General features: G+C 69.7%; 18 protein-coding genes (1 of these 18 only partly in view). 5 read left to right on the top strand and 13 right to left on the bottom strand.

Features of this window, described 5'->3' with window-relative positions:
- The 6 genes from FrCorBMG51_RS28065 to FrCorBMG51_RS08515 form a co-directional block, all read right to left on the bottom strand.
- The coding region (locus FrCorBMG51_RS28065) for a DUF2637 domain-containing protein (protein ID WP_157180441.1) at positions 1–596 on the bottom strand (596 nt) is incomplete at its 3' end.
- Positions 593–901: a hypothetical protein gene (locus FrCorBMG51_RS08495; RefSeq protein WP_139342368.1), complete on the bottom strand. Its 309-nt coding sequence runs from the start codon at positions 899–901 to the stop codon at positions 593–595. The genes FrCorBMG51_RS28065 and FrCorBMG51_RS08495, both read right to left, overlap by 4 nt.
- On the bottom strand, positions 898–2,094 hold the full coding sequence (locus FrCorBMG51_RS08500; protein WP_047222550.1) for a hypothetical protein: 1,197 nt from the start codon (positions 2,092–2,094) through the stop codon (positions 898–900). Before FrCorBMG51_RS08500 ends, FrCorBMG51_RS08495 begins: the two co-directional genes overlap by 4 nt.
- The gene (locus FrCorBMG51_RS08505; protein WP_047222551.1) at positions 2,091–2,498 is read right to left on the bottom strand and encodes a hypothetical protein; all 408 of its coding nucleotides are present in this window, start codon (positions 2,496–2,498) and stop codon (positions 2,091–2,093) included. The genes FrCorBMG51_RS08500 and FrCorBMG51_RS08505 overlap by 4 nt, the downstream gene beginning before the upstream one ends.
- A complete protein-coding gene (locus FrCorBMG51_RS08510) occupies positions 2,498–2,989 on the bottom strand; it encodes a hypothetical protein (protein ID WP_047222552.1) in 492 nt (163 codons plus the stop codon). The genes FrCorBMG51_RS08505 and FrCorBMG51_RS08510 overlap by 1 nt, the downstream gene beginning before the upstream one ends.
- 87 nt (positions 2,990–3,076) lie before the next feature.
- Positions 3,077–3,286, bottom strand: a complete 210-nt coding sequence (locus FrCorBMG51_RS08515) for a helix-turn-helix domain-containing protein (protein WP_047222553.1) — start codon at positions 3,284–3,286, stop codon at positions 3,077–3,079.
- A 124-nt stretch (positions 3,287–3,410) separates the two neighbouring features.
- On the opposite strand from FrCorBMG51_RS08515, the gene FrCorBMG51_RS26505 reads away from it, so the two are divergent.
- From FrCorBMG51_RS26505 to FrCorBMG51_RS08535, 4 genes are all read left to right on the top strand, one after another.
- The gene (locus tag FrCorBMG51_RS26505; RefSeq protein ID WP_162233186.1) at positions 3,411–3,794 is read left to right on the top strand and encodes a helix-turn-helix transcriptional regulator; all 384 of its coding nucleotides are present in this window, start codon (positions 3,411–3,413) and stop codon (positions 3,792–3,794) included.
- A gap of 170 nt (positions 3,795–3,964) precedes the next feature.
- Complete coding sequence (locus FrCorBMG51_RS30895; RefSeq protein WP_047222554.1) at positions 3,965–5,623, top strand: hypothetical protein; 1,659 nt, start codon at positions 3,965–3,967, stop codon at positions 5,621–5,623.
- Positions 5,624–5,833: 210 nt separating this feature from the next.
- On the top strand, positions 5,834–6,319 hold the full coding sequence (locus tag FrCorBMG51_RS08530) for a Panacea domain-containing protein (RefSeq protein WP_047222555.1): 486 nt from the start codon (positions 5,834–5,836) through the stop codon (positions 6,317–6,319).
- Positions 6,320–6,402: 83 nt separating this feature from the next.
- Positions 6,403–6,801 (top strand): hypothetical protein, encoded by a 399-nt coding sequence (locus FrCorBMG51_RS08535; protein ID WP_047222556.1) that lies wholly within the window; start codon positions 6,403–6,405, stop codon positions 6,799–6,801.
- A gap of 423 nt (positions 6,802–7,224) precedes the next feature.
- Here the strand turns inward: FrCorBMG51_RS08535 and FrCorBMG51_RS28070 are convergent, their stop codons facing one another.
- From FrCorBMG51_RS28070 to FrCorBMG51_RS08555, 4 genes are all read right to left on the bottom strand, one after another.
- Positions 7,225–7,368, bottom strand: a complete 144-nt coding sequence (locus FrCorBMG51_RS28070; protein ID WP_157180436.1) for a hypothetical protein — start codon at positions 7,366–7,368, stop codon at positions 7,225–7,227.
- Positions 7,369–7,798: 430 nt separating this feature from the next.
- Entirely contained in the window at positions 7,799–8,914 is a 1,116-nt protein-coding gene (locus FrCorBMG51_RS08545; RefSeq protein ID WP_052914486.1) for an AMP-binding protein, read from the bottom strand.
- A 139-nt stretch (positions 8,915–9,053) separates the two neighbouring features.
- Positions 9,054–9,326 (bottom strand): hypothetical protein, encoded by a 273-nt coding sequence (locus FrCorBMG51_RS08550; protein WP_047222558.1) that lies wholly within the window; start codon positions 9,324–9,326, stop codon positions 9,054–9,056.
- The gene (locus FrCorBMG51_RS08555) at positions 9,323–9,562 is read right to left on the bottom strand and encodes a hypothetical protein (RefSeq protein ID WP_047222559.1); all 240 of its coding nucleotides are present in this window, start codon (positions 9,560–9,562) and stop codon (positions 9,323–9,325) included. Before FrCorBMG51_RS08555 ends, FrCorBMG51_RS08550 begins: the two co-directional genes overlap by 4 nt.
- Before the next feature lie 61 nt (positions 9,563–9,623).
- On the opposite strand from FrCorBMG51_RS08555, the gene FrCorBMG51_RS30900 reads away from it, so the two are divergent.
- Positions 9,624–9,851, top strand: coding sequence for a hypothetical protein (locus tag FrCorBMG51_RS30900; RefSeq protein WP_235433435.1), 228 nt, complete (start codon positions 9,624–9,626; stop codon positions 9,849–9,851).
- A 491-nt stretch (positions 9,852–10,342) separates the two neighbouring features.
- Here the strand turns inward: FrCorBMG51_RS30900 and FrCorBMG51_RS08560 are convergent, their stop codons facing one another.
- From FrCorBMG51_RS08560 to FrCorBMG51_RS08570, 3 genes are all read right to left on the bottom strand, one after another.
- Positions 10,343–11,197 (bottom strand): ABC transporter permease, encoded by an 855-nt coding sequence (locus FrCorBMG51_RS08560; RefSeq protein ID WP_047222560.1) that lies wholly within the window; start codon positions 11,195–11,197, stop codon positions 10,343–10,345.
- 13 nt (positions 11,198–11,210) lie between these two features.
- Entirely contained in the window at positions 11,211–12,836 is a 1,626-nt protein-coding gene (locus tag FrCorBMG51_RS08565; protein WP_052914487.1) for an ABC transporter substrate-binding protein, read from the bottom strand.
- 112 nt (positions 12,837–12,948) lie between these two features.
- Positions 12,949–13,707 carry the 3' portion of a cytochrome P450 gene (locus tag FrCorBMG51_RS08570; RefSeq protein ID WP_047222561.1) on the bottom strand. Its footprint extends 633 nt past the window's final position, so 759 of the gene's 1,392 nt are visible here — the last part of the coding sequence; the start codon falls outside the window, past its right edge; it ends in the stop codon at positions 12,949–12,951.

Consider the following 13,707-nt stretch of genomic DNA (forward strand, 5'->3'; position numbering starts at 1 on the left):
GAGCCGCTGGCATGGCTCGGTGGCTCGGCTGGTGGCCCGGACGGCTCATCCACTGCCGGATTCAGTGGCTCGACCGTGCCGGCCAGTTGCGGGTCACGGTCATAGCCGGGGCTGTCGACGATCTCCGATTCGCCGGCGTGAGTCTCAATCAGGGGTTGAGGGTTCGCCATGGCCTCGAGGGCAGGGTCGGCCACCCCGGCCGCGTCCGCCCGCACCTGCCCGCCGATCTCGACCAGGCACACCGACGCCACGACCACCAGGCCGTCAACCGAGAACGGGATCAGATGCGCCGACGTGGCCGTCTCCCCGTAGCGGGAGCAGACCTCGACCATGTGCCAGTACGAGACCCACGCGGCGATCCCGGAGATGACCGCGGTGGCACCCCGGCGCACCCACGCCAGTGACGGCCGGTGCACCGGCACCCGGGAGATCAGTTCGATGGTCAGCAGCAACGCGACCGGCGACCATGCGGCGATGACCCGGCCGGGGACCGACGGCCGGGCAGCAAGGACGTTCGCCGCGATCGACGCAGCCAGCCCAAGGCCCAGCACGGCGCGGACGGCCCAGCGGATGCGGTACAGCCGTTCCCCGTTCATCGCCTGCCTCTCTTCTTCGCCGCGGCCTGACGCCGGGCAAGCTCCCGCCGCTGGGCGGGGGTGAGCGTCACCGTCTCCCGGCCGGTGAGCCGGTCCCGGGTCGTCATCCCGTCCTTGCTCTTCGTCTTGTCGATCCGCTTCTTGCCGATCAGGTTCTTGAGCTCCTTGACCGACGTCGGGATCGTGACCGCCTTCGGGCTCTTCCTCGCACCGCGCTCGGCGGTACGGGCCCGCGGGAAGCAGGTCGGGCACGACGCACCGTCCACCACGCCGAGCCCGTCGCACACTCCACACGGCCGGCTCACCGGGTCACCTCCGCCACGTCGCCGTCGGCGGAGCCTGTGTGCATCTGGCAGGCGAACACCTGGCGTCCGTCCACGACACCGGCCGGCACGGAGACGACACCGGGCACGGTCAGGTCCGCGCCGCAGAAGAGGCACGCGACACCATCGAGGACAGCGGCGGACACTGCGCCGGCGTCGGCGGACTCGGCAGCCGCAGCCGGCTCGGTCGGGTCGTCCACGTCGACGACGGAGATCAGGGTGACGTCACCGCCGGCCGCGGTCACCACCGCGTACTCGGCCACCGCGGGAGGGACCACCACGCCGTCGGTGCCAACGAGGCGGGCAGGGATGCCGGCCGCGGTCCACTCGGCCACCGTCGCCCGGGCCACGTCGACCGCCGTCACGTCGCCGTCGGCGTCCGCCGGCTGGACGGTGGCCGTCAGGGTGACGTCACCATCGGCCGTCCGCATGACCGCGTACTCGGCCACCGCCGGAGGGACAGCCGGCACCTCGTCGAACGAGACCCGCGCCGCAGTGTCGAGGGCAGCATTGAAGGCGTCCAGCTCGGCGCGGTTCATCAGGATCAGCGTCCGCCGGTCGCCTGGTAGCCGGATTGTGGCGCCGACGTAGCCCACCTCGCCCGGGCCGAGCGCGTACGGAGCCACGTGGAGCGTGACACCGGTGGCCAGCCGGACGATCGCGCCGACGTCGTCCAGGTCGACGTAGTCCAGGCCGTCCGTGCTGGCGTCGACCTGGTCGTCACCGGTGCACGCGCAGTCAGGGACCCGGTTACCGCAGTCCTCGCAGTAGTCGATGGTGACGATCTGCTCGGGTTCGCTGTCGAGCTCCTGCTCGTCGTCGTCGTCGTCGACGTCGGCGCCGGCCGCGGTCGTCACCGCGTACTCGGCGGCCGCGGGCGGGACGGCCGGTACTGGCACGTCGCCAGCCTCACCGGTGATGAGTTCGCCCCGCTGGTACGCGATAACCGCCCGGTCCACGGCGGCAAGCTGACGCACCGACCGAACGAGCTCGCTCATGCTGCCGCGGGTCAACGCACCTGTCAGAGCGTCCGTGACGAGCATGAACGTGGTGACGCGGACCGCGTTCGGCCCGTACTGGGCCACCCGTCCGGACGCTTCGGTCAGGTCAGCGACCGTGGGCTCTACGAACGCCGGGTCGACCGGCGGGAAGTCGGGCAGGATCGGCGTGGTCACCGGGCACCCCCAGCTACCTTGGCGAGACCGAGGTCCTCGAAGATGGGCAGGCGGGTGATCATGTTCAGGGCTGTCCGGTACCCGGCCGCCTCCCACTCCCGAGCCCTTCGGATGTCGACGCGTTCGGTCGGGTCTTTGGCGATCGTGACCAGCCAGCCGTGCAGGAGAGCGAGCTCGTCTCCGTCGTCGTTGAGGCAGTCGATGAGGGCTTGGACGGCGAGTTCGGCGCCTCGCGCTATGTAGATCATGATCAGGCGGGGGATCGGGGGGATGTCGGGGTTGGCCGCGGCATCCTCGTAGGCGCGGATCGCTGCGGCGACGGCGAGGAAACCGGCGCTGTAGGCGTTGTCCGCTTCCAGTTCGATCAGGTCGGGGTGGCTGGCGAACAGGTCGTCGGTGCTCATCAGGCGGCCACCAGCTCGACCGGCGCGGCCGGGGCCACGGTGACTTTCAGCGTCGGCGCGACCGGCTTCATCGGCACGTCACCGAGTCCGGCGCGGGCGTAGTCGGCGCGGATCTGCTCCATGTCTGGGGTGGTCTTCGCCGAGGGCACCCGCTCGACGGTCACCCGGCCGTACACCCCGTCCGGGAGCCGGTCGAGCAGCCGCCGGGCCTTCCGCTTGCCTCGGTCTGCGATGCGGGCGAGGTCGGCGGCCCGGTCGAACGCGACCGCCGCGGCGTCGATCACCTCGACGTCGGGCAGCTCGCCCGGGGCGAACAGCGCGGGAATGGTCGGCTTCGGCTCGACTGCGGCCGGGACGGCGGCGGGCAGCGCCGGGGCGACCTCGGCCGGGGCGACCAGGTCGAGCACCCGGGTGGCCGCGGTGAGAGCGACACGGCGGGCCTGGTGGGCCAGGCGCTGGCGGACGGTGAGGCGGATCGGGCGGTACAACATCAGGTGCGGGTCTCCTGCCTTGTCAGGTGGTCCGTAGGCCCCGGCCGGTGCTGGAATCACCGGTTCGGGGCTGCCTTGCGTTGCGGGTCAGGCTGCGCCGGTGAGGTCGTCCGCGATCACGAGTACGTCACTGCGCCGGTAGCGGAACTGGCCGGATGGGATCTTGCGGGCGGGGATGCGCCCGGAGGTCGCCCACCGGCGGAGGGTCCGGGCGTCGACGTTCAGGCCCTTGTCGCGTAGTAGCGCGACGGCCTGACCAGGACTGATCAGCGGGTCGATCCCGTCTTGGTCGCTCACGTGTCCTCCTTGGTCGAAGTGGTCGCCGTTGACGTTAGGGCATACAGTGGCACAAGCGCAATAGTGGTCTTGTGCCACCTGATAGCGCAACCGTATGTGTCTGCGCCATGCCACGATTGGAGGTGTGACCCGACCAGATGAGCCGCAGTTCTGGACCACCAGCGACATCGCGGCCCGGCTCGGGATCTCCCGTGAGCGTGCCCGCCAGCTCACCAAGACCGGAGCATTCCCCCTGCCTGCCGCTCGCGGCCTGCAAGGCGCGGTGCCGTTCTGGCATCCCGCGGACGTCGAAAACTGGATCGCCATCCACCGGCCCGAAGCCGTCCGGGATGTCGCGGCCGAGTCGCTACCCGAGATGTGGGCGGCGGCCGACGTCGCCGAGTACCTCGGGGTGCGTCCACACGAGGTACTTGGGCTACAGGGCCTACCCGCTGCCGCCTACCGGCTGCACCACGCGCGGCTGTGGGTGGCGGATGAGATCCGGGCGTGGGCCGCCAGGCGTAGCTGACCCGCCCCACCCACGCATGAAGCGGGCCCGCCCAGTGCAGCAACACCGGAACGGGCCCTTAGCCGATCACCCTTTCGCAAGAAGGGCTCACGACCCGTGGTTCATTCTGCCCGCGGCAGCCTGCCCGACCCGAGGCGCCGCACTCTCGCTCGCTCCCGGCCGGTGATGCGATGAAGGTCATCCGCACCAGCACGGCCAGCTACACCCGCGTCCCCAACGCCATCGTGCGCAACCGGGACCTGTCCGGCCTTGCCCGCGGCATCCTCGCGTGGCTGCTGTCTCACCGGGACGGATACGAGGTCACCACGGAGACGATCCGGCAGGCGTTCCCGCAGGACGGCCGCCGCGCGGTCGACAACGCCCTGAAAGGGCTGGTGGCGACCGGATACCTCGCCCGACCACGGCGCGTCCGCAGAGACGGCGGCCGGTGGACATCGGAACCCTGGATTGTCAGGGATGTTCCGGAACGCGACGACTCGGGCACAGCCACCGTACTACCGGATCCGGTAACACGGTCCGACCTGGACGTATCGACGGATGGCGACGAACCGAGCACGCGGACCGTGCTACCGGTTTCCGTCTCACGGTCTGCCGTCTCATGGAAACCGGTCGGTCATCAAGAAGACCAACTCTCAGAAGATCAGTTCTTAGAAGAACATTTTGATGATGATGATCTCGCGCACGCGCGCGAACAAAATCATCATGTGGATAACCCCCGGGCTGTGACCGTCAGCCCGCCTCCCGCCGTGGCCGGTACCGCCTCGCCGGACCCTCACCCCTCGACGCCCTCTCCCGACCCCAGCCCGGCCGGCTCCACTACAGGCAGCGAGAGGGACGAGGGATCAGCGGTTCCGTCGTCGGCTTCCGGCCCGTGGATGCTCACCGCGGAATCGCTGGTCGACCGTGAGGTGATCGGCTTCGGGGTGGTGCTCGACAGTGCCGCACGTCACCAGCTGGTGGACGCGGTCGCCGACCGCCTCGCCGCAGGTGTCGAGCCGGGTGTGCTCGCTGAGGAGCTGGGCGGGGAACTCCCGCCGGGTGTCGACCCTGTGACGGTGCTGCTGGACTGCGTCCGCCAAGCCCAACCGGACGGCGTACGGCAGGCGGACGCCGTCGAGGGGGCCGCTGATGACGACGGCACCCACACCCGTGTTTCAACTGTTCCAACTGCGACTCCCGCTGTCGGCTCGGCCGTCGACCTGGTCCAGGTCCTCATCGACGCGGTGCTCGAGCACACCGGCCGGACGATCGACCGGGATCTCGCCGGGAAGGGTGTGGCGATGGTGCTGCGGGCGAAGGACGGCACCCCGCGTGCCGTGTCGGACCCAGCCGCCTACCTGCGGACGGCGGTCGAGGCGGCTCCCACCCGGTTCCTGCCGGCGGTGGTCCCGCCCGCGGCGTCCAGCTCCGGCTGGCCCGTGCACATGACCGCCAACGCCCGCCGGCCGCGCAGGGAGACCGACCGGGAGCGGTCCCGCCGGGCCCTGGACGAGGAGATGGCCAAGGCCACCGCGTCCGGCCCGGCCGGGGACCCGTCCAAGCTGGTGTGCCTCACCCACCCGGCCGCCAGGTTCCGCCCCGACGGGACATGCCCGGAATGCCGCCCAGACACCACCAGAACAGCCGAACCGGGCTGGACGGGATGGATGGCACCCCCGCCCCGTACGGCCAGCGCGAGCGTGCCCCCGTGGTGCGGCTCCTGCGGCGGGGACATGGGCCACGCCCCGGCTGTCCTGGAGGCCAACGTGTCGTTCCGGACGGACACCGGCCGTCCTGGCGGTGTCCCGTGCCCCCGGTGCCATCCCGACGCGGTCCGGGCATCCGCATGAACGAGCACCAAGCCCTCGCCTGCCTGTTCACCGCGCTGGGCCAGATCGTCGGCTTCCGCGACCAGCTCATCCGGGCTAGGTGATGAACGGAACCTGCTACGTTGCAGCGTGTTCTACGCAGTATCAAGGGGGGAAATGATGGATAGTAGATCTGGCGTTGTTCCAGTGTCGCCGCGTCGGACGCGACCACCGGGGGGAGGTGCTGGGCAGATGCCATCCGTGCACGACGTCGCCGCCTACATCCTCGACAAGGCGGGCCCCATGACCGCCATGAAGCTCCAGAAGCTCGTCTACTACTCGCAGGCCTGGCACTTCGTCTGGGACGACGAGGTCCTGTTCCCCGAGCCGATCGAAGCCTGGGCCAACGGCCCTGTCGTCCCAGCCCTCTACGCCAAGCACCGCGGCCGGTACACGGTGGAAGCACCCTGGCCCGGGGGCCGCATCGACGCGCTCACTGACGCGCAGCGCGAGAGCATCGACGAGGTGCTGAACGCCTACGGGGACTTCACCGCCCAGCAGCTCAGCGTCCTGTCGCACAGCGAACGGCCCTGGCAGGAAGCACGTCAGGGGCTGCAACCGCTTGAGCGGGGCTCCGAGGTCATCGATCCCGCGGTCATGGCCGACTACTACGGTTCCCTGCTCCAGGAGGGCAGCCCAAGCGAGCCTGTCCGCGGCTCGACGGTTCCCGAAGACTGATGGGCAAGGGGCGACGACCCAAGAAGCCCCCCGCTGTCACGATCCCGTCGAAGCAGCACGAAGCACCCCGACGCGCCTCCAGGGTGCCCGACGAAAGCGCGAGTTCTGCGCGGATCTGCTGGCGGTTCAACCTCGCGGACACCGAAGGTCCGTGGGCGATCACGCCTGAGGTGTGGGCCGGGCTCCGCGAGCACCTCAAGTGGTTCGAGACCATGACCATGCACGAGCTGTTCGACAACGGCGAGGAACCGGGGAAGGACTACTCCCTCCAGCGGGGATTCCCCAACGGCGAGGCCAGCAGGCGGTGGGAACGGCTCGGCCTCGACGACCAAGACCGTGTCTCGCGCCTTCGGCATGGTGGGCCGATCCGGATCTACGGTCTGCGCGTCGGGAACGTCTTCCATGTCCTCTGGTGGGACCCGAACCATGAGATCTGGCCGAGTCGCTCGCGATGGTCCAACGGCCGCTGGACCCGGGGCTGATCGGCGCGGTCTGGCGGTGTGAACGTGCGCTAGGCCTCGCCGGACAGCGAGGCGGCCCGGCGCACGTCACGGAGCGTCACACCGCTAGGAAGCCGTCTGCCGCGGGTGCTGGTGCGCACGTGGTGCGCACGCCGGTTCCGATTTTCCGGGTTCGCGGCCGGTCGCGCGCACTCGTTTCCGAGTCGAAACCCGTTGCGGCACAGGCACTTCCGCCTACTGTCACTCGTTTCCATCCGGCTCCTGGGAGGGTTCGATTCCCGCCACCTCCACGAGCTGGCCCGCCGTGGTCGCTGGACTCCGTCCAGCTTCCCGGCGGGCCGCGATGTTTTCCGGGGGGCGATCCCCCGATCCCCCCGAAGTCGACCACGGCGGGCAGGGTCCGATAGTCCGCCAGCATGCCCAGCATCTCCCCGGGGCGCTGGGTCACGGTGTGGGTGGGATGGCGCCGTCGACGACGTCCAGGACCTGGACGTCGACCCGGGCAGCCTCTTCCGGTTCCGGATGGTCCCGGCGGATCAACGCCGCGGACAGGGTAAGCAGGGCATGCCCCCACTCCTCCCGGTTCACCTGCGGCCCGGTGGCTTCGTGCGCGGCTACGGACCGCCGTGCCCAGCTCCGCCTCCTGGCCGTGCCCGATCGACGTGTGAGGGTACTCGCCGCGAACATGCCTGCCGCCGCTTCTCCGAGCGGAAGATCTCCCGGCTGTGGCGGTTCGTCGATCAGGGAACGGGAGATCTGGTGAGCTCTTACGGCCTACCGGCCGACTGACGACAGCCCGGCCGGCCACCCGAACCTGTCGTTCGCGGCGCTGGTCATGATGACATAGCTGTTGAAGGCCGTGAGGCAGTCCACTGCGTCTCGCGTGTCGATCTCGTGAAGGATCGTGTGGTTCTCCTTGAAGACCTACAGGCGCACCCGATCCTTCGTAGCTTCGTAGACCTCCACATCGCGGTGATCCTGACTCACGGTCCCGGCACCGTGATGCCGGGACCGTGAGTCAGGCGTAGCGCTTGCGCAGTTCGGTCTTGAGCACCTTGCCGGTGGCGTTCCGTGGTACGGCTTCGACGAGCTCCAGCCGTCGGGGGAGCTTGTAGCGTCCGATGCGTCGAGCGGCGAAGGTGCGCAGCTCCTCCAGGCCCATGGTGGCCCCCGGCTTCGGCACGACGACCGCGCAGACGCCATCGCCCCACCTGGGATCGGGCGTCCCGATGACCGCCACCTCGGCCACGGCGGGATGGTCGAACAGCGCCTCCTCCACCTCCGCGGGGTAGACGTTCTCGCCGCCCGAAATGATCATGTCTTTGATGCGGTCGGAGACGAATACGAAGCCCTCGTCGTCGAGGCGGCCGCCATCTCCGGTCCGCAGCCACTGGCCGTTGAAAGCCAGCGCTGTGTTCTCCGGATCATCGAGGTATCCCGGGGTCACGTTCGGGCCCCGGAGCTCGATCTCGCCGTGCACGCCCGGGGGCACCGGAGCCCCGGTTGCGTCCACGACCCGCGCATCGCACAGCAGCAGGGGCCGCCCGGCGGAGCCGATCTTGCGCGCGGCGTTCTCGGCGGTGAGGAAGGACGCCACCGGCGCGGCCTCGGTCAGCCCGTAGCCCTGGGCCAGGTCGACGCCGCGCTCCTGGAAGCGACGGATCAGCCCGATGGGCACCGGCGCACCCCCCGTAATGATCAGTCGGAGGGCGGAGAGGTCAGCCGCGTCGAACCCGGGCAGGGCCGAGAGCGCCTCACACATGACCGGGACGCCGAACATGGTGGTGACCCGCTCGCGTTCCAGGCTCTCCAGCACCGCCTGCGGCTCGAAGGCCTGGTGGATGACCAGCCTTCCGCCCTTGATCCATGTCGCGATCGTCGTGACGTTCAGTGCGCCGATGTGGAACATCGGCGCGCACACCAGCGACACGTCGTCGTGGGCGATATCGAGTGCCAGGACGATTCCGACGTTGTGCCACCACAGGTTGGCGTGCGTGAGCACCACTCCCTTGGCGCGCCCGGTCGTTCCCGACGTGTACATGACCAACGCGGGGTCGGACGGCTCCACCGGCGTGCGTTGACGCAGGGCGTTCGCGCCGGCGATCAGCTCCTCCCCGTCATCCCAGCCCGGCACGGGTTCCCCCGGCCCGACACGGATGAAGCTCCACCGGGTCGACCCGGTGCGGCCCGAACCGCGAACCTCGACAACGCGAACCAGCTTTCGTGTAGTTGGAATCCCCCGCGTTCGCGCGGGGGAGGACGTCACGTCCGGCTCACAGGGCGCCGTCGGGTAGGTCGTCGACCACGGAGAAGATCGCGTGGGCGGCTTTGATCCATCCTCGGGCTTCGGCCCGGCACACGTCGTCCAGCGCGGGGTCCGCGGCCTGCGCGCGCATGGCCGAGGTCTCGCTGAGGATGTCGTGGAGTCGGCTGAGCGCGATCAGTTCCCGGTCGGTCTTCGGATCCAGGCCGAGGTTGACGACCGGCCCGTCGGGGCCGTCGATGACGCCTTCGTCGTCGTCGAATGGGAACGGGATCGCGCTCATCGGCTTCCTCCGGTCTGGTGGAGTTGCGCGTTCATCTGGGCCTGTGTCAACGGGGACACGGCCCGGGCGCGTCCAGTCATGGCCCGGGCTATGGCCCGCTCGCTGGCCGGCAGGTTGGTGTTGGCCGCCGCCCATGCGAAGGTCTGCATCTGGCATGCGAACGTATGTTCGGTAGCGGCGACAATCAACCCCGCATCCGTGGCAGGATCCAAGAGGATGATCGGCTCGGCGCTCACTGGGCCACCTCCACCGCGGTGCGAATGACCCTAATGATCTCGATGGTGTTCCCGGCAGTGCGTGTCCCTGGCAGCAGATGGACGTACTCCTGACGCTGACCGTGGTGAACGCGGCCCGCTGCCGCATCCCGGGAGCGCCCGGGATGCGGGCCAGGCTGGTGCCGCACCTCCACACCGATATTCTCTCCCCGGCGTCGGGCACGGACCCGGCTTCGAACACGGCAGCGACGTCAACGACCGCCTGCTCGCCTTCCTCGACGCCACCCAGAACGACGCGGCGCACCGATAGTTCCCGACCGTCCCGTCGCCTGCGAGAACGACGGTGCCGATCAGGCTGCGGCGGGTGGCGGGAACGGCGGGGATGACCTCAGCGCTCTGATCCGTCTGACGGCCGCGGCCGTGGGTGAGAACACCGTGTCCGCCGTGGACACGCTCTACGACCTGGCCGGGATGGAGTTCCCGGTATGCCGCCAGCCGGCTGGACAGCTGTTTCCTTGACATCCACAGGGTGGCCAAGCACATCACGCTCGCGCGGACGAATGTCGAGATGGTCGGGCAGGGCACCTTCTGGGCGGGCCGCTCCTGATGCGACGGTGATCTCATGGCGGTGACAGGTGACCGGAGATCCGCCGGGAAGCGGCCTGCCCGGTGGATGGGTCGTCCGGCAAGTTGTCGATCTTCAATATCCGTGCGGCCGGGTTCGTGGCCGCGGTCGGCGGCACGCCGCCGGTACCGTTCGGCGCGTCTGCGTCCGTCTGCGTCCGTCTGCGTCCGGACGCTTCACCAGGCCCGCGCCCATTCGCCGTCGAGCGCGCGGGCGATGCGGTTGGTCGCCAGCACCGTGAGCGTGATTGTCAGGCCCGGCAGGGTGGACAACCACCACGACGTGGCCAGGTAGTTACGGCCGTTCGCCACCAGTGAACCCCATTCGGGGGTGGGTGGGGCGGCACCGTAGCCGAGGAAGCTCAGACCCGAGACCGTGAGGATCGCGGCGCCGAACTCCAGGGCCGCGAGGGCCGTCACCGGGCCACACGCATGCGGCAGGACGTGCCGACTGAGTACCTGCCCCCACCGGACGCCCGCGCACCGGGCGGCCTCGACGAAGACTGCGCCACGGAGCCGGAGCGTCTCCGCCCGCATCACCCGGGCGAAGTTCGCGACGGTCGGTACTCCGACGGCGACCGCCACGCTGACCGTCCCGACCCCGAGCGCCGTCACCAGCGCCAGGGACAGCAGCAGCGACGGGATCGCGAGCAGCACGTCGACGACCCGCATGATGATCTCGTCGGCCGGGCCGCCCGCGAAGCCGGTGACAAGACCGATGGCGGATCCCGCGACCAGCCCGACCGCGACGGCGATCATGGTCGTTCGCAGCGAGAGCGCCGCGCCGTGCACGACCCGGGCGAACAGGTCGCGGCCGAGCTGATCGGTTCCGAACAGATGCTGGGCACTCGGGGGGCGCAGCCTGTCCGCGGGGATCCCGACGATCGGGTTCGCGGAGGTCAACGCACCGGGCGCGAACGCCGCGACCAGTACGACAGCCACCACGAGGATCGAGGCGATCAGGCCGGGCCGGTGGGCGAGGAAGCGCGCAAGGCGCCGCCACCCGGCCCGGCGGCCGAGACAACGGAGCACCTGGGTTGAGCCGTCAGGATTTCCAGGTGTCGTGGAACTGCAGCCGGGCGTCGGCGTTCAGAACAACGTCGTGCACCTTGGCGGACAAACCCAGGATGACGGTCAGTTCGATGACGGGGACGTTGTACTGGTTGGTGAGAATAAGTTCCTGCGCCTGTCTGACGAGCGCCATGCGGGCGTTCTGGTCGGCGGTGGCGGCCTGCCGGGTGAGAAGGTCGTCCAGCGGGCCGGGCCTGAGGTTGTTGAAGTTCAGGCCGGTGCTTGAGTACTGGGCCCGCAGCACGTCGGGGTCGGCTCCCTTGGTGTGCCCCCAGAGCAGGTCGTAGCCTTTCGCCTGGACCACCCTGCCGCCATTGGTGACCGGTTCCTCGTGCAGGGCCGCCGCGATGCCGACGGCCCGCAACTGCTGCTGGATCAGCTCCAGTATCGCTTTTGCCGACGTCTGGCCGGTGAAGTACTGGACGGTGAGCTGAAGGGGATTTCCGTCCTTGACGCGGATGCCGTCCGGCCCCGGGCGCCAGCCGGCGTCGTCCAGCAGTTTCCTTGCCTCGTCGGGGGCGAAGACGAGGTCCGCCGCGAGGTTCACGTAGCCGGGGGTGGAACTGGCCAGCGGGCTTGTCACCGGCTTTGTCAGCGGGGTGAGGACGGTGCTGACGATCTCCTGCCGGTTGATGGCCCGGGAGACGGCGCGGCGCACCGCCGTGTCGTCGAGGGGCGAGCGTCCGGTGTTCACACTGAACCCGTAGGGCAGGCCGGGGGCGGAGCGGTACTGCAGCGTGAAGCCGTCCGTGCGCAGGCTCGCCTCGTCCTGGGATGCCACCGCGGAGTCGCCGTCGATCGCCCCGGACCGCAGGCTGCCGTTGCGGATCCCGGACTCGGGGATGACCTGGAAGACGATCTGGTCAAGGTAGGCCGGCCCCTGCTGCTTCCACAGCGTCGAGCCCCAGCGGTAGTCGGCCCGCTTGTTCAGCGTGATCGACTGGTTCTTCTGGTAGCTGCCCAGGGTGAACGGTCCTGAGCCCACGATGCCTGACGTACACCGTTCGGCCGGAGGCTTCGCCGTGCTGGCGGGGGACACCAGCCCGAGGGTGTGGGTGGAGGTCGCCTGCAGGAACTGGGCCGCCGGCCTGCTGAAGGACACCCGGGCGGTCAGGTCGTCGACGATCGTGGTGTCGCGGTAGCCCTGCAGGTAGCTGGCTGCCTGGGCGGCGATGGTCCCGAGCTTCCCGGCGGTGTCGAAGTTCGCCTTGACGGCCCGGGCGTCGACCGGGCTGCCGTCGCTGAAGGTCGCGCCCGGACGCAGGTGGAAGGTGAACGTCGTCGCGTCCGGGCTGATCTCCCATCGCTCGGCCAGCCACGGGACGATCTTTCCGGTGGCCGGGTCCTGGTCGGTCAGGGAGTCCACGAGTTGACGTGCAGGGTAGACCGAGTCGATCGAGCTGACCTGCTGGGGGTCGAGGCAGCCGAAGTCGGAGGTCACCGCGAAGGTCAGCCGGCCGCCGGGCTTCGGAACGGCCCCGGCGGCACCCGCGCCGCCCGTGCCGCCCGACCCACAGGCGGTGAGCAGCACACCGGCCAGCCCGGCACCCGCCGCGCGGCGGAGCCAGGTGGTACAGCCGGACGGATTTCTCGGTCTCATATGGATGTCCTTGTACGGGTTGGGTATCGGCCGGCGGTCGGCCGGCCATTGTCGAACGTGTGTGGACGTCGAACGTATGTGGACGTCGGACGTGTGTGGGGAGCGGGGCCGGTCAGGCCGTCCGGGCGGCGGGCCGTCGGGCCTGGACGACGAGTGGCACGCGTGTGGGCTGGAGCATCGTCGAGCGGCTCGGGCGCACCTTGTAACCGGGTTTCGGGTGCAGCGTCCAGCGGGCGACGACCGCCGCCATGAAAATCATCATTTCCGCCCAGGCGAACGGCTCGCCGATACAGCTCCGGTTGCCCGCACCGAAAGGGAGGAAGGAAACACGGGGGATGGCCGCGGTGCCCTCGTCACTCCACCGGTCCGGGTCGAAGACCTCGGGAACGGTGTAGACCGCCGGATCACGCTGGATGGCGTGCAGGGAGAACAGCACGTTGCTTCCGGGTGGTATCCGGTGTTCGCCGAGCACGAGTTCCGTCATGGTCCGCCGGGACAGCAGCCAGCCCGGTGGGAACAGCCGCAGCGCCTCGGTGAGAACCTGCCGCAGGTAGACCAGGTCGGCCAGCGCCGAATAGCCGGGGGGCCGGCCGGCCAGCACCGTGTCCACCTCGGCGGCGAGCCGTTGCTGGATGTCGGGGTGCCGGCTGAGCAGGTGACAGGTCCAGCTCAGCACGTCCCGCGCGGTCTCCACCCCGCCCAGGAACAGCGCCATGGCCTCGTCGTGGATCTCCTGGTCGGTGAGGCCCGGGCGGTCGCCGTCGGCGCGGGCGGCCAGCAGCAGCGCCATCAGGTCACCGTCGGTGGCACCCCGTTGCCGGTACTGGGCGATGACGTCCGTCAGCGCCTCGTCGAGCCGGCGGCGGGCCCG

Origin of the sequence: Protofrankia coriariae (genome assembly GCF_001017755.1) — a bacterium.
In the GTDB taxonomy this organism is placed as follows: Bacteria; Actinomycetota; Actinomycetes; order Frankiales; family Frankiaceae; genus Protofrankia; species Protofrankia coriariae.